The organism is Bradyrhizobium sp. 61 (assembly GCF_023073075.1).
GTDB classification, from domain to species: domain Bacteria; phylum Pseudomonadota; class Alphaproteobacteria; order Rhizobiales; family Xanthobacteraceae; genus Bradyrhizobium; species Bradyrhizobium barranii.
In genome coordinates this window covers 105,492-126,244 of the sequence record NZ_JADPIU010000063.1, presented here as the reverse complement: position 1 = coordinate 126,244, position 20,753 = coordinate 105,492, and the positions used below count along the sequence as shown (strand labels likewise).

Below are 20,753 nucleotides of genomic sequence, written 5' to 3'. Positions count from 1 at the left end.
CCCGGAATGACGGTGCCGTCCCAACGAAAGCGCTTGAATGGACTCCCTCAATCCCGATCTCCCGCCGATGACCGTGACGCCAGCCGCACCGCGCGTCTGGAAATTCTGGGGCACGGCGGTGTGGGGCCTGCTCATCTTCGTCGCGATGTTTCTCGGCCAGGTCGGTGCCATCCTCTATCTGGCCTGGGAACGTGGCGATCCCCTCGACCTGATGTCGATACAGCGTGTCGGTCGCGAGCCCGCGGCGCTCGCGCTGTCGGTGACCATGGGCCTGCCGGCGACGCTGGCCGCGGTGTGGCTCGCCATCCGCATCAAGAAGGCCTCGTTCGTCGACTATCTCGCGCTGCATTGGCCGTCCTGGAAGCAAATGCTGTTCGGCGCCATCGGGCTTGTCCTGATCGTGGTCGCCTGGGAGACGATGTCGCGGAGCCTCGGCCGCGAGGCGACGCCGGGCTTCATGACCGATCTGTTGAAATCGGGCCGCGACAAGGGCGCGGCTGTGATGCTGCTGTTCGCGTTCAGTGTCGCTGCGCCGATGTCGGAGGAGGTTTTGGCGCGCGGCTTCCTGTTTCGCGGCTGGTCGGCGAGCTTCCTGCGCGTGCCCGGCGCGATCATCCTGTCGTCACTGGTGTGGACGGTCGTGCATCTGCAGTACGACATGTACTTCCTCGCCGAGGTCTTCTCCATCGGCCTGTGGTTCGGCTACATGCGCTATCGCGCCAACTCGCTCTGGCTCACCATCGTGCTGCATGCGCTGAACAATCTGACGGCGGTGGTGCTGACGATGTGGCTGGGGAGCTGAGGCCTCGCACGAGGGTCTAAGCCACCAGCGCGATCGCGATCGGCATCGTGACCGCCGCCAAAATCGTCTGCAACGTGATGATCTGCGCCAGTAGCGGCGCATCGCCGCCCATCTGGCGGGCCAGCACATAGGCGCTGGGCGAGGTCGGCACCGCCGCGCAGATTGCGACGATCGCCAGACTGTCGCCCGAGAGCCCGAACCAGGCGGCGAGCGCGAGCGCCAGCACGGGCATCAGCGCCAGCTTGAACGCCACGCCGATGGTTGCGCTCACGCTCGGGCGGAGCAGGCCCTTGAGCTGCAGGCCGGCGCCGGTGACGAGCAGGCCGATGGCGAGCGAGGAACGGCCGAGGGCATCCGCGACCTCGTGCCAGATTCTTGGCAGCGGCAGATGAATGACGTTGATGACGAGGCCGATCACGCAGGCCCAGATCAGGGGATTGCGGACCACCGTCATGACGATGGCGCGGGCGGACTGCTTCTCGGGTGAAGCATAGTGCGCGAGCACGGCGACGCTGAACACGTTGACCAGCGGAATGATCGCGACCATCGCCACGGAGGCCAGCGCCAGCCCGACGTCGCCGAACATGTTGGCGGACACCGAGAGCGCCACATAGGTCTGCCAGCGCGGCGCGCCCTGGAAGATCGAAGTGAAGGCGGGACCGTCGATGTCGAACCGCGCGAGCGCCGGGCGGAGCGCGAGGCAGAGCAGCGACATCGCGAGCACCGACAGCAGTAGCGCGCCGCCGACGCCGGCGACCGGCACCCTGGCGAGGTCGGCCTTCACCAGCGTCTGGATCAGCAGCATCGGGAACAGCACGAAATAGGTCAGCCGCTCCAGCCCGTGCCATTGCGTGTCGAGCCGCATCAGGGTGCGCCTGAGCACCACGCCGAGCACGATGAGGATGAAGACCGGCAGCAGCGCCGCGATCACGACGGCCATGGCAGGCGCCTATTCCTTTTTCAGAACGAAGTCGGCCCCGCGTGTCCCGTAGCGGCGCCTCTTCGGCGTGATGGTGTGTTTGGGGTCCATCCAGTCGCCGGCGATCTCGTTGTCCGTGCTGAAGCGCGCGACGTACAGTCCGCCGAGGACGGCATCGTCGCCCTTGAGATATTCGGTCTCGGTCCACTTGATCAGCGGGCCGTCGACTATTCCCTTCACTTTTGTCCGGGTGCCGTCAAAGCTTGGCCACTCCATGGCGCCCGTGAATTCAGCCCCAGAGATCGCGTCGATGGTGAGCTTGACTGGAAAACTGCCGTTGATGTCGTGCGAATACTGGTTGAACGTCCCGGACCACGTGCCTTTGAGCTCCGACACGGCATGATCCTCCGCGGAAGAGGAACCCTGCACAGCGAGGAGAACCAGGAGGACGGCGCCGATCGAAATTTTTGCTCTCGTCGGCAATGCCATGTTGTCGCTTCCGGGAATTAGGCTTGTCGCAAATTGGCGAGGCGGTCGAGCGCGCCTTGCAGGATGAAGATCGCGGCGTGCTCGTCGATCACTTCGGCGCGCTTGGCGCGGCTGACGTCCATGCCGATCAGCTCGCGCTCGACCGCTGCGGTCGACAGACGCTCGTCCCAGAGGCCGATGGGGAGTGTGGTCAGCCCGGCAAGGTTGCGGGCGAAGGCGCGGGTCGATTGCGCGCGCGGGCCCTCGCTGCCGTCCATGTTGATGGGCAGGCCGAGCACGAAGCCGACCGCCTTGCGCTCGGCCGCGATCGCGAGCAACCGCGCCGCGTCCTGCTTGAACGCCTTGCGCTGGATGGTCTCGACGCCCGTCGCGAGGCGCCGGTCCGGATTGGACACGGCAACGCCAATGGTCTTGGTGCCGAGGTCAAGGCCGACCAACCCGCCGCGTTCGGGCCAGTGGGTTGCAGCATCGATCAGGGGCAGGATAAGAGCCGGCATGGGACTAGCGCTTATCACGCGTCGCGCCGCGGAGTGAACCCGGAACATGGATGCACTGACACTATTCGGCCTGTTTGCCGTGACGGCGATGCTGGTCTGCTATGCCCTGGAGGATCGCAGCCATTGGTTCGTGCTGCTGTTCGCGGCGTCCTGCGCGCTCGGCTCGGCTTACGGCTTCCTGCAAGGCGCCTGGCCGTTTGGCCTCGTCGAATCCATCTGGGCCTTCGTTGCATTGCGGCGATGGCATCTGAGGCCGCGATGACGGACAGGTCGGGCGAGGGCGCCTGCCGGGCGGCAGGCCGATCCTCGCCCGCTTTGGACGTCGCCGATCAGCGGATCGCAATCGGGTTGATCATGGCCTGCACGCCGCCGGTCCAGCGCGGCTGGCCGAGCACGAACAGGAATTCATAGCCCTTGTCCTTTGCGAGCGCCGCCGTGTCCATGTTCTCGAGGATGTAGGTCCCGTTCATGGCGAGCAGGATCTGGTGCACCTCGAACACGTTCTTGGACTCGAACGGCAGCACCTCGAGCGCCCAGGTGTCGGCACCGATGGCGACCACGCCCTTGCGGGTCAGATACTTCGCGCCTTCGACGCCGAGACCGGGCTCGCCGGCCGAGTAGCGCTTGTCGTCCTTGCCGATCAGGCTGAGCCAGCCGGTATGGAAGATGACGACATCGCCCTGGCGGATCTCGACGTTCTGCTGCTTGGCGGCTTCCTCGATCTCCTTGACGTTGAAGGCGGTGCCTTCCTTCACGATGTCGGTCTTGAAATAGGCGGCCATGTCGAGCAGCACGCCGCGCGTGACCATCGGTGGGACCTTCTCGATACCGAGCTTCTTCAAGCCATTCGGATCGGCGAAATCGGCGAGCTTGTTGCCGTTGTAATAGACGTGCTCGACGCCGAGATGGCCGAGACCGTCGAGCTGGCTGCCGATGCCGACCCACGTATCAAGGATGTCGTCGTTATAGGTCGCCTTGTTCGGACCGAGACCCGGGCTGCCGGCCTGTCCGGGCTGAACGATGGTGAGCTTGAACGTGCGTGGCGGATAGGCGGGTGTCTGTGGCGTGACGGGAATGCCGAGGGCGTAGGTCTTGCCGGTCTTCACCAGCGAGGCGGCCTTCACCACCAGCTCCGGCGTCATGTAATTGGCGGCACCGATCTCGTCGTTCGGTCCCCATTTCGATTTGGTCCAGTCCTGTGCGCTTGCAGTTCCTGATATCGCCGACAACGCGGCGACACAGCACAACACGAGCGTATTGCGCATCGATAGTCCTCCCGATGTTTTGGCTTCGTTATGTTTTCGCGCTGGCCAGTGACGCATCCTAACGTAGAACGGATGCGTGCTTCAAAGCATTTCGAGGTGCTGCGCTGCGGCGGCTGAACGCAGCGCAGACTAATTCAAGCGCGATGGATTTGTGACGAATTTCGTCGCGTGGAACGCTGCGCCGGTGTCAGGCCGCGATGACGTCGTTGTCTTTCTTCAGGCAGGACATGAAACCTTGAAGCGCGCTGTATTGATGTCCGCCGCTGCGCTGGATGAAGAGCGTCTCGACGCGCGCATGTGACGGGCTCAGCGCGTGGATCGACACGCTACCGGCCATCGCGCTGCGTTCGACCACGGCGCGCGGCAGCAGCGTTACGCCCATGCCGGCGGCGACACAGCCGATCATGCCGTCGAGCGTGCCGAGCTCGAAGCGTGCGGCCGACGGCCAGCCGAACTCGACAAAGATCTGTTCGAGACGCTGGCGGTAGGTGCAGCCGGTGCGGAACACCAGCGCAGTCGGACCGGACTCCGGCGTGCCGGCGCGCAGCTCGGCGAGCGAACCCCAGCGCCGCGCGCCGACCAGCACCAGCTCTTCGCGAAACGCGCTCGTCGCAGTGAGGTCGGCATGTGCGATGGGACCCGCGACGAAGGCGCCGTCGAGCGTGCCTTCGAGCACGCCCGCGACGAGGTCGGCGGTGGTCGCGGTGCGCAGGCTCAGCCGCACGGCAGGGAAGTTGCGGTGGAAATCGGCGAGGAGGGACGGCAACCGCACGGCTGCCGTGGTCTCCATCGAGCCGATCGCGAGCGGTCCCTTCGGCTCGCCGTCGTCACGCGCGGCAAGCACGGCCTCCCGTGATAGCGCGGCCATCCGTTGTGCGTAGGGCAGGAGGCGTTTGCCGGCGCCGGTCAACGTCATGCCGCGGCTGTGGCGCTCGAACAGCGGTGTGCCGATCTCCGCTTCCAGCGCCTTCACGCGCTGGGTGACGTTGGATTGCACCGTGTTCAGCTCTTCGGCGGCGCGGGTGATGCCGCCGGTACGGGCGACCGCGGCAAAGGTCTGGATATCGCTGAGTTCCATGGCGTCGTTTCGCTTTTGTGATGGCAGCGTTCGCAACAATTCATTTTTCGAGAATGCTAGTCGCGCCTAGTCTTCCTGTCCAGATCAGGGAGGGGCTATGCCCATTGAGACGTCGCTGACCAGGCTGCTGGAGATTGAGCATCCCATCCTGCTGGCGCCGATGGACATCGTTGCCGGCAGCCGGCTTGTGACGGCCGTGAGCCGTGCCGGCGGTTTCGGCATTCTGGGCGGCGGCTATGGCGAGAAGGTGTGGCTGGAGCAGGAGACTGCGAAGCTCGCGGGGTTGTCGGCGCCATTCGGGATCGGCTTCATTACCTGGAGCCTCGCCAAGCGGCCCGAGCTACTCGATGTCGCTCTTGCCGCAAGACCGTCTGCGATCATGTTGTCGTTTGGCGATCCCGCGCCGTTCGCGCCGAAGATCAAGTCCGCAGGCGCACGCCTGATCTGCCAGGTGCAGGATGAAGCCATGGCGCGGCAGACGCTCGATGCCGGCGCCGACATCCTGATCGCGCAGGGCACGGAGGCGGGTGGTCACGGCGCCTCTCGCACCACCGTCGATCTCGTGCCTGCAATCGTCGATCTTGCCGCGGGCCACGTGCCTGTCGTCGCGGCCGGCGGCATCGCCGACGGGCGCGGTCTCGCCGCCATGATGATGCTGGGCGCGAGCGGCGTGCTGCTCGGCACGCGCTTCTATGCGAGCCAGGAGGCTGATGGTGCGGAGGAGGCCAAGCGACGCATCTGCGCAGCGAACAGCGGCACGACCGTGCGCGGCATCATCTTCGATCTCTCGCGCAACAATGTCTGGCCGGCGCCGTTCACGGGAAGGTGCCTCATCAACGACCACGCCAGGCGCTGGATCGGCCGCGAGGTCGAGCTGATGCAGAATGTTGCCGCAGTCGCGGCGGACTATGCTGCGGCAAAGGCCGCCGGCAATTTCGACGTCGCGGCGGTGATCGCGGGCGAGGCGGTCGGATTGATTCATGATATTGCACCGGCCGCCGAGATCGTGGAGCGGATTGCGATTGAAGCGGAGCAATTGCTCGCCGGCCGGCGCAACTCGGTTTCTTCTTTTCCTTCTCCCCTTGTGGGAGAAGGTGGCGCGGATGCAATCCGCGCCGGATGAGGGGTCTGTCTCCGCGGATGCAAACCCCTCACCCGTCTCGCCGCTGCGCGGCGATCCACCCTCTCCCACAAGGGGAGAGGGAAGAGCGAACATGAGGCAAGAATTATGTGGCCTGACCGTCGACTGATCGATCTCTTCAAGACCGAATTCCCGATCGTGCTGGCGCCGATGGCCGGCGTGATGGATGCCGAGCTGGTGATCGCCGTGGCAGAGGGCGGCGGGCTCGGCTCGCTGCCGAGCGCGATGCTGTCGCCGGAGAAGGCGCGCGAGCAGGTCAACATCATTCGCCAGCGGGTGAAGGCGCCGGTGAACATGAACTTCTTCTGCCACACGCCGGTTGACCTCACGGCCGAAGCCGAAGCGCGCTGGAAGCAGCGGCTCACGGGCTATTACACCGAGCACGGCCTCGATCCCGCCGCGCCCATCAACGCCGCGAACCGTGCGCCGTTCGACACCGCGTTCTGCGAGGTCGTCGAGGAGCTGAAGCCGGAGATCGTCAGCTTTCATTTCGGCTTGCCGGAGCAGGGGCTGCTCAAGCGCGTCAAGGCGGCCGGCTGCCTCGTCATCTCGTCCGCCACGACGGTGAAGGAAGCAGTCTGGCTGGAAGAGCGCGGCGTCGATGCCGTGCTTGCGCAAGGCGCCGAGGCCGGCGGCCATCGCGGCATGTTCCTGACCGACAAGATCTCCGAGCAGCCCGGCACCTTTGCGCTGGTGCCGCAGGTCGCCGACGCCGTGAAGGTGCCTGTCATCGCGGCCGGCGGCATTGCCGACGGGCGCGGCATCGCCGCGGCCTTCGCGCTCGGCGCCTCCGGCGTGCAGATCGGCAGCGCCTATCTGCGCTGCCCGGAATCCAAGGTCAGCGCGGGCGGGCGCAAGGCGCTGGCTGAAGCGCGGGACGATTCCACCGTCATCACCAATGTCATGACCGGGCGTCCGGCGCGCGGCGTCCAGAACCGCCTGATGCGCGAAGCCGGCCCGATCTCGCCCGAGGCGCCGCCTTTTCCCCATGCCGCGACCGCGCTGGGGCCGCTCAAGGCAGCTGCCGAAAAGCAGGGCAGGGTGGATTTCACCAATCTCTGGGCCGGCCAGGCCGTGGCCCTGGGCCGTGAGGTCCCCGCGGCCGAATTGACCCGGGATTTTGCCAAATCGGCCCTGGCCCGCATGAAGGGACTGGCTGGCTAAGGTCGCGCCGCCGGTTGCGGCGCAAAACCGGCCTCTGCTATACGGCAGTTAGATTTTGCCGTGAGAGGCCTTATATAATGTCCGTCGACGACGCTACCGTCCGCCGCATCGCGCATCTGGCGCGCATTGCGGTTTCCGAGGGCGAGGTTCCGCATCTGCGGGGCGAGCTCAACGCCATGCTCGCCTTTGTCGAGCAGCTCTCGGAGGTCAACGTCGAGGGCGTGGAGCCGATGACCTCGGTCACCCCGATGCAGATGAAGAAGCGGCAGGACGTGGTCAATGACGGCGAGATCGCCGACGATATCGTTGCCAACGCGCCCGCGACCGAAGGTCACTTCTTTCTTGTGCCCAAGGTGGTCGAGTGACGTGGCGTTTTCGAGCGAAGTGGAAGCCGGTTCGCGTAAAGAAAACGCGTCAAACTAAAGAGCCTTAGGACCAAGTCCGATGTGCATGCTTTGCGACGATGAGAAGGCCTATCAGGCCTACATGAACTATCTCGACAAGATGGAGCGGCAGGGCAAGGCTGCCGATCCCAACGTCGCCGTCAATGCCGTGCTCGACGAGATCGAGGCCGCCGCGAACGCCGCCGCCAAAAAAAAAGACGACCCGGCCAACGACAAAACCCTGTCTCCGTTCTTCTGCAGCCCGATCAATAAATGACCGATTTGACATCGCTGACGCTCGCCGAGGCCCGCAAGGGTCTCGCGGCCAAGACTTTCACGTCCCTCGAGCTGACCGACGCGCATCTGAACGCGATCGAAGCAGCACGCGTGCTCAATGCCTTCGTGATGGAGACGCCCGATCGCGCGCGCGACATGGCGAAGGCCGTGGACGAAAAGATCGCCAAGGGTGAGGGCGGCCCGCTCGCCGGCATTCCGCTCGGCATCAAGGACCTGTTCGCGACCAAGGGCGTGCGCACCACGGCGTGCTCGAAGATCCTCGGCAATTTCGTGCCGACCTATGAGTCCACGATCACCTCCCAGCTCTGGCGCGACGGCGCCGTGATGCTCGGCAAGCTCAACAATGACGAGTTCGCGATGGGCTCGGCCAACGAGACCTCGTGCTTCGGCCCCGTCGGCAATCCCTGGCGGCGGGAGGGAAGCAACACGACGCTGGTGCCGGGCGGCTCGTCCGGCGGCTCGGCCTCGGCCGTGGCGGCGTTGCTGTGCATGGGTGCGACCGCGACCGACACCGGCGGCTCGATCCGCCAGCCGGCCGCGTTCACTGCGACCGTCGGCATCAAGCCGACCTACGGCCGCTGCTCGCGCTGGGGCATCGTCGCCTTCGCCTCCTCGCTCGACCAGGCCGGTCCGATCGCGCGCAGCGTGCGCGATAGCGCGATGCTGCTGCGCTCGATGGCCGGGCACGATCCGAAGGACACGACGTCGGTCGACATTGCCGTGCCGGACTATGAGGCCGCGATCGGCAAGTCCGTGAAGGGCATCAGGATCGGCATCCCCAAGGAGTATCGCCTCGACGGCATGCCGGCCGAGATCGAAAAGCTCTGGAGCGAGGGCGCGGCCTGGCTGAAGGCGGCCGGTGCCGAGCTCGTCGAAGTGTCGCTGCCGCACACCAAATACGCGCTGCCGGCCTATTACATCGTGGCGCCGGCGGAGGCGTCCTCCAACCTCGCGCGCTATGACGGCGTGCGCTACGGACTGCGCGAGCAGGGCAAGAACATCATCGAGCTCTACGAGAACAGCCGCGCCGAGGGTTTTGGCGCGGAGGTGAAGCGCCGCGTCATGATCGGCACCTATGTGCTCTCGGCCGGCTATTACGACGCCTATTATCTGCGTGCGCAGAAGGTGCGGACGCTGATCAAGAAGGATTTCGAGGACTGCTTCGCCAAGGGCGTCGACGCGATCCTGACGCCGGCGACGCCGTCGGCCGCCTTCGGCATCGGCGAGAAGGGCGGGGCGGATCCCGTCGAGATGTATCTCAACGACATCTTCACGGTGACTGTGAACATGGCGGGTCTGCCGGGCATCGCCGTGCCCGCCGGCAAAGATGCGCAAGGCCTGCCGCTCGGCCTGCAGCTGATCGGCCGTCCGTTCGATGAGGAGACGCTGTTCTCGCTCGGCGAGGTGATCGAGCAGGCCGCCGGCCGCTTCACGCCCGCGAGGTGGTGGTGAATGTCGCAGCGTTCATCGCGAGCCTCGACGGCGCGGCGCCCGCGCCGGATCTGAACGCGCCGCTCGCCAGCCTCTGGTGGGCCGCGAAGGGCGACTGGGATCAGGCGCACAAGATCGTTCAGGACGAGAGCAGCCGCGACGCCGCCTGGGTGCACGCCTATCTGCACCGGGTCGAAGGCGATCTCGGCAATGCCGGCTACTGGTATCGCCAGGCCGGCCAACCCGCGGCAAAGGATTCATTGGAGGCGGAGTGGGAGCGGATCGCTGCCACGCTGCTCGGGAGCAGGACATGAGCACGGCCACGCACAAGCTTCTCAAGGGCGCCACCGGTGACTGGGAGATGGTCATCGGCATGGAGATCCATGCCCAGGTGACGTCGAACTCAAAACTGTTCTCGGGCGCCTCCACCACGTTCGGCGGCGAGCCGAACAGCCACGTGTCGCTGGTCGATGCCGCGATGCCGGGCATGCTGCCCGTCATCAACGAGGAATGCGTCAGACAGGCTGTCCGGACCGGGCTCGGGTTGAACGCGCAGATCAATCTGCGTTCGGTGTTCGACCGCAAGAACTATTTCTATCCGGACTCGCCGCAGGGCTACCAGATCAGCCAGTACAAATCGCCGATCGTCGGCGAAGGTGAGGTCGTGGTCGAACTGGATGGCGGCAAGACCGCGACCATCGGCATCGAGCGCCTGCATCTTGAGCAGGACGCCGGCAAGTTGCTGCACGATCAGTCGCCGTCCATGTCCCATGTCGATCTCAACCGTTGCGGCGTGGCGCTGATGGAGATCGTCTCCAAGCCCGACATCCGCGACGCCGAGCAGGCCAAGGCCTATGTGACCAAGCTGCGCTCGATCCTGCGCTATCTCGGCACCTGCGACGGCGACATGGAGAAGGGATCCTTGCGCGCCGACGTCAACGTCTCCGTGCGCAAGCCGGGCGCACCGCTCGGCACCCGCTGCGAGATCAAGAACATGAACTCGATCACCTTCATCGGCCAGGCGATCGAGTACGAGGCGCGGCGCCAGATCGAGATCCTCGAGGACGGCGGGGAGATCGACCAGGAAACGCGGCTCTACGACCCCAACAAGGGCGAGACGCGATCGATGCGGTCCAAGGAAGAGGCGCATGACTACCGCTACTTCCCCGATCCCGACCTGCTGCCGCTGGAATTCTCGCAAAGCTTCGTCGACGAGCTGAAGACAGAGCTGCCGGAGCTGCCGGACCAGAAGAAGGCGCGCTTCGTCGCTGACTTCGGCCTGTCGGCTTACGATGCGAGCGTGCTGGTCGCCGAGCGCGAGAGCGCGGTGTTCTACGAGACGGTGCTGGACACGCTCGGCAACCGTGCCCGCGACGGCAAGATGGCGGCGAACTGGGTGATCAACGAGCTGTTCGGCCGTCTCAACAAGGAAGGCCGGGATATTACGGCCTCTCCCGTCAACGCCGAGCAGTTGGCTGCGATCATCGACCTGATCGGCGAGGGCACGATCTCCGGCAAGATCGCCAAGGATCTGTTCGAGATCGTCTGGCAGGAGGGCGGCGATCCGCGCGCGCTGGTCGAAAGCCGCGGCATGAAGCAGGTCACCGACCTCTCGGCGATCGAGAAGGTGGTCGACGACATCATCGCGGCCAATCCCGACAAGGCCGCGCAGGTCAAGGACAAGCCGCAGTCGCTCGGCTGGTTCGTCGGCCAGGTGATGAAGGCGTCCGGCGGCAAGGCCAACCCGCAGAGCGTCAACGACCTCTTGAAGTCGAAGCTCGGCATCTGACGTCACACGTTCGAACGAGGTGACGGATACGCTTCGTCACCTCGCTTCCGGTTCGCGCTGCGACGCTCGCGCGCACCCTCGGCGGCAAACTCCATCCCGACCGACGGCGATGCGGCGGCCGAATCGCCGCCACGCGATTCGCGCAAAACGGCGGCTTCCACACGCGCTGACGAGCGCTTGCGCCGTTAAGCATGAAAATATTTTCGTTGCCAAAACTCGCGACTCAGAGTCCGCGAAGCGCCCTTTCGCGGCGATCGCGGGATCGACGATGCGCATCATCGCATCGCGCATGCGCAATGCGCGCGTGCAGAAAAATACTTGCCGTGTAGTGTTTTTCTGCAATCGCATCTCGCGCAAACATCGACGATGCGGGCACTCCCCGCGATCGCAAGCACGCGTCATGCAGTGCGCCCGCATCGCGCTCGCCAAGCGCAGGCGCGTTGTGCCGTCAACACTTCTTTAAGCGAGAAGCTGTTTTTTTCGTCGTGTTGGTGTATTCGGGATGAGTGTGCATTCGATCCCCGACTGCATGCAGCGATTACAGCCATCTCACACATCGGAGGGCAACATGGCCAAGAAAGCGAAGAAGGCGAAGAAGGCGAAGAAGGCGAAGAGCGCAGTGAAGAAGACTGCGAAGAAGACCCGCAAGGTCGCGAAGAAGAAGTAACTTCGCTTCTGAAGTTGCCGGCTCCTAGAGAGCCGGCACGTCATCAGCGCCTTCTAACAGGTTCTGGTCGGCGATAGAGGGTGTCGGCGAGACATCAGGCCAACGGTCGGATCGTTCTCTTTCGCGGGTTCGCTCGCCAAAGTACGGTCCGGCAGAAGAAACAAGTTTTCTTCGTTCGGTGCGGTTCTCCTTCTCAAGGGCTCCGCAATTTCACAAGCGGCCTTCGGGCCAACGTGGAATCTGGTCCTGACGTGTTCGCCGACGCCCTCGTTCTTTTGAGGCCGGGGTATTGCCGGCATTCCCTTTTCCCACATTGCTGATCTGACCGTGACGTGGCCGCGCTGCCGTGGGGCAGGCGAGGGCTGCGGCGAACTGTCGTTTGCCGCGACGTTCGCCGCGCAGGCGCAATGCGAAGCCGTCGTTCCGATTGCTAAAGTCGCGCGCTTCGCGCTGCGGGGCCTGCCGGCCACGGGGTGGCGCCGCCACGCGAGGCGCCCGTGTGGCCTTGCCGGCGCGCCCCTCCCACAACGCGCCCCGCCCATGAATTGTAACCGCAGGGCGCGCGTCACCGCGCGCGATGGTTATCGTTCTCTCAAAATCCCAGGGTAAACCGAATCTGACGAATCGCAGAAGTGCCTGCAAAGCGGAGACTTCTTGCATTCGTCGCGTGCGCCCCGTGCGGGTGCGTTTACGTCTGCTTCATCGCGATACTTAAACTGCCATTCAAATTTGCCCGCCATCATCGCCTTCAACAAGCCGGCAAACGGCATGGGGATGAGTTGAACAGGTCTTTGGACGGGAGCCGCGCTCTGGGGAACGAGGCGGCAGAAAAAAAGGGGATGCGTTATGTTTCAGGGTACTTTCGATCTGGAGACGGCGACGCCGATCGACGCGAGCGCGCTGTCGGACGTGTTGTTCGAGCGCGGGATCTATTGGGCGAGCGGCCGCTCCGGCCTCGTCGACCTCGTCGCCGCACATAAATGGTTCAACCTCGCCGCGCTGAAGGGCCGCAAGGACGCCGTGGCGCTGCGCCAGGAAGTCGCCGGGCAGATGTCGGACGCAGAGATCTCGGCCGCGCAGCGCGAGGCGAGGGCGTGGGTCTCGGCTCACTGAGCCGAGAATCGCATTCGCACCCTTGTCTTCACGGGCAGCCCGATTGCGCTCAATCAAGTTCCTTCGTCGAGTCGCCACCTGGACCCGCGCGGCATGACCGAGCCGCCGCCCGACGACTCCGCTCTGGAACCCGGACGGCCGCACAAGACGGGCCTCTTGCCGGGGATATAGAGGTCTTGGGCCTTCCGTCCCGGCGCAGCTCCGGCGTCTGGTTCAATATCTGAGCCGGCGAGGTGGTGCTGAATGCGCCCTGGCAGCGGCGGATCCGGCAATCCCGTGGATGGATGCACACATATATAGAGAGCGCGAATCGGCTGCGCGTGCCGCGCTGATCCATGCGCCAGGCTTTCGCGGTCGTCCGGCGGTCGCTTTCAGGTGAAAGAACGCACAGACCTTGATTCTGCCGCTTGCGGCTCGCCGCCGTGTCGGGCATACCCGGCATATTGGAGACGTGGCCGAGTGGCTGAAGGCGGCGGTTTGCTAAACCGTTATAGGCTTGTAAAGGCCTATCGAGGGTTCGAATCCCTCCGTCTCCGCCAGCCGAGCTGTCCGCTCCGGTCTCAATCATCCCCACCATCGATAAAGAGCCTTCGCAGCGCGCCTTGAGCGTTGCCGCGACCATGTCTGCGCCTGGTGGAGAGTCGCGGGAAGACCTGTGTGCCTTCTCCTTGAGTCTCCTTCTGATTCCACGATTCGTGCGCGTCAAAGCCTGTTCAGGCCGGAGTTCCGTCCACAATGCCTCAGGTGGGGAATTTTGACGGCAAACGGAACCGTCCTAGAAAAATAAGCAAAAACAATATGTTGCGAGAGCGCTTCGATCACATCTGCGTGTTATTTGTGCAACACCCTTCGGAAAACAAACGTCATGGGCCCGCTACGGAGCGTTCTCTTGTTGTGTGTGCAAAGACGTTCGGTAATTGTGACTGAGCGACGGAGGGGGGCATCCCGAGGTCGTCCCGTTTTAGGTGGTTCGCTTAAGTCCCTCGCGTTCAGCGGGTGTGTCCGAAGGCGCGAAGCGACTAAGCGGTGAGTTAAGGGACAAGGGAACCAACCTTAGGGTGTCGTCACCCAGCGGATCCGGAACCTTCCCTATAGAGCAAACTTGGAGGTTTAACATGAAGTTGGTTAAGAGCCTTTTGCTCGGTTCAGCGGCAGGTCTGATTGCCGTTGGCGGAGCACAGGCAGCCGATCTCCCCGTGAAGGCCAAAGCGGTCGAATACGTGAAGATCTGCTCCCTGTACGGTGCCGGATTCTACTACATCCCGGGCACTGACACCTGCATCAAGCTGGGTGGTTACCTGCGTGCTGAAGTCGCGATCAACGCTACCGATTTCAACGGTAACTTCAGCAGTGTTAACGGTTCTGCGAACCGTCTGACGAACTACTACGTCACTCGCGCCCGTGAAGACTTCAACGTCGACACGCGCACCGCGACCGAATACGGCGTGGTTCGTACCTTCGCCGACGTGGTGTTCTCGTGGACGACGGATAACTACTCGGGCAACGGCACCGGCAACGGCTCCACCGTTTACTCGCAGCTCGGCAGCACGGGCGTTGGCGGACCCAACAATGCCACCTCAGGCGCAATCGCCGGCGGTACGCTCGGCGTGTACTACGCCTTCATCCAGTTCGCGGGCTTCACGATGGGTAAAGCTGTTGCCCAGTTCGACGCTCCCTGGACCAACTATCCGGGTAACAACTTCGACGGTCTGACCGGCGGCGGCGGCACGGTCACTGGTGTGAACCAGTTCACCTATACTGCCGACTTCGGTCAGGGCATCACTGCCGCGATTTCGGCGGTGGATCCGACGGCCTACTATCAGAGCAACCTGTACAACACCAGCGCCGGCGTTTCGGTCGCGAACTTTGGTACCGGCGGCTACGGCATCAATGCCTTCGGCGGCACGCGGGCTCCTGACATCCAGGGTATGGTCCGTATTGACCAGGCTTGGGGTCTGTTCCAGTTGTCTGCCGCGGCGCATAACAACCACGTAGCGTACTACGCGACTCCGGGGCTTGTCGGAACCGAAGCGGCCGGTCATCCGGGCGACAAGTGGGGCTGGGCTGTCCAGGCGGCGTTGTCCATCAAGAACATTCCGACTGGTGCGGGCGACGTGATCAACGTCCAGGCGGTCTACACCGATGGTGCGACCCGCTACAACTTCCAGAGCTTGGCTTCGCAGAACTATGCAATGTTCGGCGGTACCAACCTGGCTGGTGCCTATCAGAGCATTGGCCTTGCCGGTGCGGCTGACGGTGTGTTCGCCAACGGAACCGGTATCAACACGGTTACGAGCTGGGGTATGCGCGGCGCCTACACCCACAACTGGGATCCGTACTGGAACACCGCGATCTACGGTTCGTACGCTCAGCTGACGTACAGCAACGGTGGTGCGACTCTCATTTGCAACCAACTCGCTACGTTGGGTGCCGCCACTGCGGGTATCACCTCTTGCAACCCGAACTTCAACCTCGGCACGATCGGTCTGATCACCCGCTGGACGCCGGTGAAGAACCTGACCTTCTCGGCGGACGTGGCTTACACCATGCTCGACCAGAAGTTCGCGGGCACGATCAGCACGCTCGCTGCTGGCCCTGCGGCAGTTGTCGCAAAGCCGGGTGCAGTGTACGAGCTGAAGGATCAGAACACGGTCAGCTTGCTGCTCCGCGCTCAGCGCAACTGGTAAGTTCGGTCTAACGACCTGACAGAGAGCCCCGGCGGGAAACCGCCGGGGCTTTTCTTTTGGCGGCATGGCTGTTCTAAAGCCGCGGAGGGCTGGCGGAGGGCGACGTTGCTCCCGTGCTCCATCGTCCGTGACGATCTCGACGAGGCTGTTACGGAGGAGGGGCCTCTGCGCTGCGGGCATCTCCGCGCAATGTATGCAACGGGCCGCCTGCCGTTGACCGGCATGGCCTTGCAAGCGCCCCACCGTCCTGACGCTGCAGCAGGCGGCGATCGACGCCTTCATGTTTGAGGACGTGGAACGGCGAGCTTGCCGATCGGACTACGACCAGGGAGCGCTCAGGGCTCAGCGTCGAGCAAGGCTCGCCTGAAGATCACGCGCGAGCTTCAGCTCTTCTTCAGCAGCTCACGTCCGGACGCGCTGCGGCGCTCGCCGCCGACGCTCTCGGCGGTCAATCGGGAGCGCACAGGAGGATGGCTCTATTCCACGCTGCCGGTGCCGCGGCGCAGGTCAGCTTCGATCTGCAACCGTGTGCCGCCGCCGAAGCGGGCGCGGTAGACCTGAAGATTCTCCATGATCCGCTGCACGTAGTTGCGCGTCTCGGAGAACGGAATCAGCTCGACCCAGTCGACCGCGTCGACCTTGGGATCGCGCGGGTCGCCGTAGCGGTCGACCCATTTCTTCACGCTGCCGCGGCCGGCATTGTAGGCGGCAAAGGTCATGATGTAGGAGCCGCGGTAGTCCTCGAGCAGTCCGCCGAGCTCGGCCGAGCCGAGCGTGGCGTTGTAGACCGAATCGTTTTTCAGCCGCCCCAGATCGTAGGTCGCGCCGTGCCGCTTGCAGACGTAACGCGCTGCGTCCGGCGTCACCTGCATCAGGCCGTAAGCCTGCGCCGGCGAGACCACGGAGGGGTTGAACGCGCTTTCCTGCCGCGCGATCGCATAGACGATACTGCGCTCGACCTCGGGGCCGATCGGCGTGAACTGCGGAATGCCGTTGACGGGATAGGCGTAGAAGTCGAAGGGGAGGCCGCGGTTGAGCGCAGCCTTGCCGAGCAGCAGCATGCCGCGCGCGTCGCTGTAGCGCTGGGTGAGCTCGCCAAGGCCGGCAAGCGCCTCGGGATCGCCGTTCTCGCCCATGTCGGCGAGAACAGGTATCGCCATCTCGCGTTCGTCGAGCTCGTAGAGCAGGTGCGCGGCGCGCACGATCTCCAGCCGTTCGGCGCCGCGGCCGCGCGGCTGGCTGTTGAGCTCGATCTGCGGCAGGCCGAGTTTTGCGCGCGCGAGCTGGCCGTAATAGCTGGTGGATTGCTCGGCCGCCCGCGCGTAGGCGTTGCGCGCCTCCTGCTGGCGGCCCGCCGCTTCCGCCGCGCGGCCCTGCCAATAGCCGGCGCGCGCCAGCGTGGTCGGATTGACGCTGCCGACGCCGATGCGGGCGAAATGCTGGGTGGCGGCGGCGGGGTCGTTGAGGAACCGCAGCGCGATCCAGCCGGCGGTGAACTCCTGCTCGGTCTTGTAGATGTCGCGCGAGGGCAGGGCCGCATCGCGCGCGATCAGATAGGCGCTGCGGAATTCCTCGGTGTCGATCATCTTGCGCGCCAGCAGGCGCCGCTCGATCCACCATTCGTCGAGATTGTAGAGACGGTTCGGATCCTTCGGCGCCGACAGCATCAGCTGGGCGGCTTCGGCGAACTTCTCCTCGCGGCGCAGGAGCTGGATCTTGCTGAAGATGAAGCCGGGATCGTTGTGCAGCTCGCGCGGCACGGCGTCGAGCAGCGCGCGCGCATTCGGCGCCTTCTTGACGGAGGCGATGCGGGCCTTGGCCAGCGCGACATAGCCGGCGCCGAGGCGTTTTGCGGCGCGGAGCGCGGCTTCGTTCTCGCTGCCGTAGAGCAAGGTGTCCATCCGCGCCTTCTGGTCGCCCGGCGTCAGCAGGGCGCCGAACTGGTCGAGCGCGTTGTTCTCGGTCTCCTCCGACATCGGATCACTGCGCCAGGCCTCGCGCACCAGCCGCTCGGCGTTGGCGCGGTCGCCGCGCGCCAGCATCGCCTTGGCGAGCGTGAAGCGGCCCTTGGCGGACACAGGCGATTCATTCTCGAACCACGACCACGCGACCGAATCGTCGCGCCTGTCGTCCCACATCGCGGCCTCGAGGCGCCGGCGCAGGAAGGTCTGCGACGGCCAGCTCGGATTGGCGGAGAGGAAGGCGCGATAGCGTTCCACGGTCGCGCCATTGTCCTCGCTGCGCAGGATGATCCATTCGGCGAGCTTTCGTGCGACGGGATCCGAGATCGAGGCGGCGTAATTGGTAGCGTCGGCCGCCTTGCGCTTGCGCACGAGCTCGATGACGTTCTCGAGCGTGTCCTTGTCGGCCTGCGACGTCGAGGAGGTCGCAGCGACCGCGGCCGGCGTGACCGGCTTGCGCGGCGTGGCGTGCTGGCGGGTCGCCGGCGCAAGCAGAGGAGCCGCGACGGGTTTGGCGACGGGCGCCGGGGCGGCAGGCCTGACGGTGGCCGTCACGGCGGGCGCGGGTGCGGTCTTGGGGGGCGAGCCATTGGCGGCCGGCTGTGATTTTGGCGCGGCGGCTGCGGGCTTGGGCTTGTCCTTGGCGGGTTCCTTGCCGGCGCTCTTGCCTGCATCCTTGGCGGCGTCCTTGCCAGCATCCTTGCCAGGTTTCTTCGCGGCATCCTTGGCCGGGGCGGCAGTTGCTCCCTTGCTCGCGCCCTTCGGTGTTTCCTTGCCGGTTCCCTTCGTAGTTTCTTTGGCTGATCCCTTCGCGGCGTCCTTGGCCGCCGGCTTAGCGGTGTCCTTGGCCCCGTCCGCGGTCGTCTCATTGGACTTGGCCAGGGCGGCGCAGCCGACCGACAGCCCGGCCATGAGGCACACGGCCAGACCGGTGGATCGCCATGCGGAACGAGGAAAGGAGGTCACGGCGTTTGGTCGCCCCGAATCAGTCAGTTGGCTCAAGACCTAGCTGTATTCGCTTGAATATGCGGACAAAATACCAACAGCTGCTTACCTTTGCCCGGTTTGCACCACCACCGCGGCAAAATCGCGGCCTAAACGGTGCGTCACACGGAAGCGGGTCTTTTACCGGCGGGATAGACCCGATATGAATGCAGCTTGCTCAAGAGATAGCCGTACGGAGGAAGTCCATGGCAGCCAAGACGAAATTCCGGGGATCGTTCACCGCCTTGGTTACGCCGTTCAAGAACGGCTCGCTGGACGAGGCGGCGTTCCGCTCGCTGGTCAACTGGCAGATCTCGGAAGGCACCAACGGCCTGGTCCCGGTCGGCACCACCGGCGAGAGCCCGACGCTCAGCCATGACGAGCACAAGAAGGTCGTCGAATGGTGCATCGCTGAAGCCAAGGGGCGCGTACCCGTGGTCGCGGGTGCCGGCTCCAATTCGACGAAAGAGGCGATCGAGCTCGCGCAGCACGCCGAGAAGGCCGGCGCGGACGCCGTGCTGGTCGTGACGCCCTATTACAACAAGCCGACCCAGGAAGGGATGTACCAGCACTTCAAGGCGATCAACGATGCGATCGGCATCCCGATCATCATCTACAACATTCCGCCGCGCTCGGTGATCGACATGTCGGTCGACACCATGAAGCGGCTGTGGGAGCTGAAGAACATCGCTGGCGTCAAGGACGCCACCGCCAGCATGGTCCGCGTCTCGCAGCAGCGCGCGGCGATGGGCGAGGATTTCAACCAGCTCTCCGGCGAGGACGCGACCATCCTCGGCTACATGGCGCATGGCGGCCATGGCTGCATCTCGGTGACCTCGAACGTCGCGCCGCGCCTGTGCTCGGAATTCCAGGCCGCCTGGGCGAAGGGCGACACCAAGGCGGCGCTCGCAATCCACGACAAGCTGATGCCGCTGCACAACAACCTGTTCATCGAGAGCAATCCGGCGCCGATCAAGTACGCGATGTCGCTGCTCGGCAAGCTGGACGAGACGCTGCGCCTGCCTATGGTTCCGGTCACCGAGCCGACGCGCGTTGCCGTGCGCAGCGCGATGGTTCATGCTGGGCTGATCAACTGATTTAGCCAACCGGGGAGCCGTTCATGAGCGTCGACGAGAAGGGCAGGAAGATGCTCACGGAGTTCCGCGAGTTCGCCATGAAAGGCAACGTCGTCGACCTCGCCGTCGGCGTCATCATCGGTGCGGCCTTCGGCGCCATCGTCACGTCGCTGGTCGGTGACGTCATCATGCCGATCATCGGCGCCGCGACCGGCGGCCTCGACTTCTCGAACTACTTCGCCCCCTTGTCGAAGGCGGTGACCGCCACCAACTTAGCGGATGCGAAAAAGCAAGGTGCAGTACTTGCTTACGGCAGCTTCCTGACGCTGACGATCAACTTCATCATCGTTGCCTTCGTGTTGTTCCTGGTGATCCGCGCCATGAACACGCTGAAGCGCAAGGAAGAGGCTGCTCCAGCGAAGCCGTCGGCCGAGGTCGAACTGCTGACCGAGATCCGCGATCTCCTCAAGAAGTGACGCGCGCGCTTCATCCAAACTGTTAGCTTACGCGCGCATCTCGACCGGATTTGTCTGTTATGGCCGATAAGAACGAACGTCCTATCAAGGTCATGGCGGAAAATCGCAAGGCCCGCTTCAACTATGCGATCGAAGACACGATCGAGGCGGGCATTGCGCTCACCGGCACCGAGGTCAAATCGATCCGCAACGGCAAGAGCACGATCGCGGAGTCCTACGCCGATTCCAAGGACGGCGAGATCTGGCTGATCAACGCCACCATTCCCGAATATCTCCAGGGCAACCGCTTCAATCACGAACCCAAGCGGCCGCGAAAGCTGCTTCTGCATCGCAAGCAGATCAACAAGCTGATGGGCGCGGTCGACCGCGAAGGCATGACGCTGATCCCGCTCAAGCTCTATTTCAACGAGCGCGGGCGGGCCAAGCTGCAGCTGGCAGTTGCAAAGGGCAAGAAGCTGCACGACAAACGCGAGTCCGAGAAGAAGCGCGATTGGAGCCGGGAGAAGGGCCGGCTGTTGCGGGCGAGGGGATAGC

The 20,753-nt window shown here is 64.3% G+C and carries 20 protein-coding genes and 1 tRNA gene; 15 read left to right on the top strand and 6 right to left on the bottom strand.

The window, feature by feature from the left end; all coding sequences use genetic code 11:
- Nucleotides 1-37: 37 nt before the first annotated feature.
- Complete coding sequence (locus IVB46_RS21765; RefSeq protein WP_247310047.1) at nucleotides 38-802, top strand: type II CAAX endopeptidase family protein; 765 nt, start codon at nucleotides 38-40, stop codon at nucleotides 800-802.
- Nucleotides 803-818: 16 nt separating this feature from the next.
- Here the strand turns inward: IVB46_RS21765 and IVB46_RS21760 are convergent, their stop codons facing one another.
- From IVB46_RS21760 to ruvX, 3 genes are all read right to left on the bottom strand, one after another.
- Complete coding sequence (locus IVB46_RS21760; RefSeq protein ID WP_247310046.1) at nucleotides 819-1,742, bottom strand: AEC family transporter; 924 nt, start codon at nucleotides 1,740-1,742, stop codon at nucleotides 819-821.
- Between the two features lie 9 nt (nucleotides 1,743-1,751).
- Nucleotides 1,752-2,117 carry a hypothetical protein gene (locus tag IVB46_RS21755; RefSeq protein ID WP_247310044.1) on the bottom strand — a complete coding sequence of 122 codons (366 nt, stop codon included), beginning with the start codon at nucleotides 2,115-2,117 and terminating at the stop codon, nucleotides 1,752-1,754.
- 110 nt (nucleotides 2,118-2,227) lie between these two features.
- Nucleotides 2,228-2,707, bottom strand: a complete 480-nt coding sequence (gene ruvX, locus IVB46_RS21750) for a Holliday junction resolvase RuvX (RefSeq protein WP_247310042.1) — start codon at nucleotides 2,705-2,707, stop codon at nucleotides 2,228-2,230.
- A 46-nt stretch (nucleotides 2,708-2,753) separates the two neighbouring features.
- Here ruvX and IVB46_RS21745 point away from each other — a divergent pair, with 46 nt between their 5' ends.
- Nucleotides 2,754-2,969, top strand: coding sequence for a hypothetical protein (locus IVB46_RS21745; RefSeq protein WP_247310040.1), 216 nt, complete (start codon nucleotides 2,754-2,756; stop codon nucleotides 2,967-2,969).
- A gap of 67 nt (nucleotides 2,970-3,036) precedes the next feature.
- On the opposite strand, the gene IVB46_RS21740 is transcribed toward IVB46_RS21745, so the two are convergent.
- Nucleotides 3,037-3,972 carry a cyclase family protein gene (locus IVB46_RS21740; protein ID WP_247343430.1) on the bottom strand — a complete coding sequence of 312 codons (936 nt, stop codon included), beginning with the start codon at nucleotides 3,970-3,972 and terminating at the stop codon, nucleotides 3,037-3,039.
- 187 nt (nucleotides 3,973-4,159) lie between these two features.
- On the bottom strand, nucleotides 4,160-5,050 hold the full coding sequence (locus tag IVB46_RS21735) for a LysR family transcriptional regulator (protein ID WP_247310037.1): 891 nt from the start codon (nucleotides 5,048-5,050) through the stop codon (nucleotides 4,160-4,162).
- A 97-nt stretch (nucleotides 5,051-5,147) separates the two neighbouring features.
- On the opposite strand from IVB46_RS21735, the gene IVB46_RS21730 reads away from it, so the two are divergent.
- From IVB46_RS21730 to IVB46_RS21685, 10 genes are all read left to right on the top strand, one after another.
- Nucleotides 5,148-6,173: a nitronate monooxygenase gene (locus IVB46_RS21730; protein WP_247310034.1), complete on the top strand. Its 1,026-nt coding sequence runs from the start codon at nucleotides 5,148-5,150 to the stop codon at nucleotides 6,171-6,173.
- A 105-nt stretch (nucleotides 6,174-6,278) separates the two neighbouring features.
- Nucleotides 6,279-7,355, top strand: coding sequence for a nitronate monooxygenase family protein (locus IVB46_RS21725; RefSeq protein WP_247343428.1), 1,077 nt, complete (start codon nucleotides 6,279-6,281; stop codon nucleotides 7,353-7,355).
- Between the two features lie 77 nt (nucleotides 7,356-7,432).
- Nucleotides 7,433-7,720 carry an Asp-tRNA(Asn)/Glu-tRNA(Gln) amidotransferase subunit GatC gene (gene gatC, locus IVB46_RS21720; RefSeq protein ID WP_247310030.1) on the top strand — a complete coding sequence of 96 codons (288 nt, stop codon included), beginning with the start codon at nucleotides 7,433-7,435 and terminating at the stop codon, nucleotides 7,718-7,720.
- A 79-nt stretch (nucleotides 7,721-7,799) separates the two neighbouring features.
- The gene (locus tag IVB46_RS21715; protein WP_014494728.1) at nucleotides 7,800-8,015 is read left to right on the top strand and encodes a hypothetical protein; all 216 of its coding nucleotides are present in this window, start codon (nucleotides 7,800-7,802) and stop codon (nucleotides 8,013-8,015) included.
- The gene (gene gatA, locus IVB46_RS21710) at nucleotides 8,012-9,487 is read left to right on the top strand and encodes an Asp-tRNA(Asn)/Glu-tRNA(Gln) amidotransferase subunit GatA (protein WP_247310028.1); all 1,476 of its coding nucleotides are present in this window, start codon (nucleotides 8,012-8,014) and stop codon (nucleotides 9,485-9,487) included. The genes IVB46_RS21715 and gatA overlap by 4 nt, the downstream gene beginning before the upstream one ends.
- Entirely contained in the window at nucleotides 9,478-9,780 is a 303-nt protein-coding gene (locus IVB46_RS21705) for a hypothetical protein (RefSeq protein WP_247310026.1), read from the top strand. The genes gatA and IVB46_RS21705 overlap by 10 nt, the downstream gene beginning before the upstream one ends.
- On the top strand, nucleotides 9,777-11,255 hold the full coding sequence (gene gatB / locus IVB46_RS21700; RefSeq protein WP_247310024.1) for an Asp-tRNA(Asn)/Glu-tRNA(Gln) amidotransferase subunit GatB: 1,479 nt from the start codon (nucleotides 9,777-9,779) through the stop codon (nucleotides 11,253-11,255). The genes IVB46_RS21705 and gatB overlap by 4 nt, the downstream gene beginning before the upstream one ends.
- Nucleotides 11,256-12,768: 1,513 nt before the next feature.
- On the top strand, nucleotides 12,769-13,035 hold the full coding sequence (locus IVB46_RS21695) for a hypothetical protein (RefSeq protein WP_014494734.1): 267 nt from the start codon (nucleotides 12,769-12,771) through the stop codon (nucleotides 13,033-13,035).
- Between the two features lie 445 nt (nucleotides 13,036-13,480).
- A tRNA-Ser gene (locus IVB46_RS21690) sits at nucleotides 13,481-13,574 on the top strand.
- Between the two features lie 576 nt (nucleotides 13,575-14,150).
- A complete protein-coding gene (locus tag IVB46_RS21685; RefSeq protein ID WP_166097085.1) occupies nucleotides 14,151-15,722 on the top strand; it encodes a porin in 1,572 nt (523 codons plus the stop codon).
- Between the two features lie 476 nt (nucleotides 15,723-16,198).
- Here IVB46_RS21685 and IVB46_RS21680 read toward each other — a convergent pair whose 3' ends face one another.
- Nucleotides 16,199-18,595, bottom strand: coding sequence for a lytic transglycosylase domain-containing protein (locus IVB46_RS21680; RefSeq protein ID WP_247343425.1), 2,397 nt, complete (start codon nucleotides 18,593-18,595; stop codon nucleotides 16,199-16,201).
- A 278-nt stretch (nucleotides 18,596-18,873) separates the two neighbouring features.
- On the opposite strand from IVB46_RS21680, the gene dapA reads away from it, so the two are divergent.
- Genes dapA through smpB form a run of 3 tightly spaced genes read left to right on the top strand, consistent with a single transcriptional unit; the run spans nucleotide 18,874 to nucleotide 20,752 of the window.
- Complete coding sequence (gene dapA, locus IVB46_RS21675) at nucleotides 18,874-19,764, top strand: 4-hydroxy-tetrahydrodipicolinate synthase (protein WP_038975901.1); 891 nt, start codon at nucleotides 18,874-18,876, stop codon at nucleotides 19,762-19,764.
- A 23-nt stretch (nucleotides 19,765-19,787) separates the two neighbouring features.
- Complete coding sequence (mscL, locus tag IVB46_RS21670; protein ID WP_276010496.1) at nucleotides 19,788-20,219, top strand: large conductance mechanosensitive channel protein MscL; 432 nt, start codon at nucleotides 19,788-19,790, stop codon at nucleotides 20,217-20,219.
- 59 nt (nucleotides 20,220-20,278) lie between these two features.
- Complete coding sequence (gene smpB / locus IVB46_RS21665) at nucleotides 20,279-20,752, top strand: SsrA-binding protein SmpB (protein ID WP_008133025.1); 474 nt, start codon at nucleotides 20,279-20,281, stop codon at nucleotides 20,750-20,752.
- Nucleotide 20,753 lies beyond the last annotated feature (1 nt).

Coding starts and splice junctions, on each gene's coding strand:
- IVB46_RS21765 (WP_247310047.1), top strand. CDS start 38: ATGGACTCCCTCAATCCCGATCTCCCGCCGATGACCGTGACGCCAGCC.
- IVB46_RS21760 (WP_247310046.1), bottom strand. CDS start 1,742: ATGGCCGTCGTGATCGCGGCGCTGCTGCCGGTCTTCATCCTCATCGTG.
- ruvX (WP_247310042.1), bottom strand. CDS start 2,707: ATGCCGGCTCTTATCCTGCCCCTGATCGATGCTGCAACCCACTGGCCC.
- IVB46_RS21745 (WP_247310040.1), top strand. CDS start 2,754: ATGGATGCACTGACACTATTCGGCCTGTTTGCCGTGACGGCGATGCTG.
- IVB46_RS21740 (WP_247343430.1), bottom strand. CDS start 3,972: ATGCGCAATACGCTCGTGTTGTGCTGTGTCGCCGCGTTGTCGGCGATA.
- IVB46_RS21735 (WP_247310037.1), bottom strand. CDS start 5,050: ATGGAACTCAGCGATATCCAGACCTTTGCCGCGGTCGCCCGTACCGGC.
- IVB46_RS21730 (WP_247310034.1), top strand. CDS start 5,148: ATGCCCATTGAGACGTCGCTGACCAGGCTGCTGGAGATTGAGCATCCC.
- IVB46_RS21725 (WP_247343428.1), top strand. CDS start 6,279: ATGTGGCCTGACCGTCGACTGATCGATCTCTTCAAGACCGAATTCCCG.
- gatC (WP_247310030.1), top strand. CDS start 7,433: ATGTCCGTCGACGACGCTACCGTCCGCCGCATCGCGCATCTGGCGCGC.
- IVB46_RS21715 (WP_014494728.1), top strand. CDS start 7,800: ATGTGCATGCTTTGCGACGATGAGAAGGCCTATCAGGCCTACATGAAC.
- gatA (WP_247310028.1), top strand. CDS start 8,012: ATGACCGATTTGACATCGCTGACGCTCGCCGAGGCCCGCAAGGGTCTC.
- gatB (WP_247310024.1), top strand. CDS start 9,777: ATGAGCACGGCCACGCACAAGCTTCTCAAGGGCGCCACCGGTGACTGG.
- IVB46_RS21695 (WP_014494734.1), top strand. CDS start 12,769: ATGTTTCAGGGTACTTTCGATCTGGAGACGGCGACGCCGATCGACGCG.
- IVB46_RS21685 (WP_166097085.1), top strand. CDS start 14,151: ATGAAGTTGGTTAAGAGCCTTTTGCTCGGTTCAGCGGCAGGTCTGATT.
- IVB46_RS21680 (WP_247343425.1), bottom strand. CDS start 18,595: ATGGCCGGGCTGTCGGTCGGCTGCGCCGCCCTGGCCAAGTCCAATGAG.
- dapA (WP_038975901.1), top strand. CDS start 18,874: ATGGCAGCCAAGACGAAATTCCGGGGATCGTTCACCGCCTTGGTTACG.
- mscL (WP_276010496.1), top strand. CDS start 19,788: ATGAGCGTCGACGAGAAGGGCAGGAAGATGCTCACGGAGTTCCGCGAG.
- smpB (WP_008133025.1), top strand. CDS start 20,279: ATGGCCGATAAGAACGAACGTCCTATCAAGGTCATGGCGGAAAATCGC.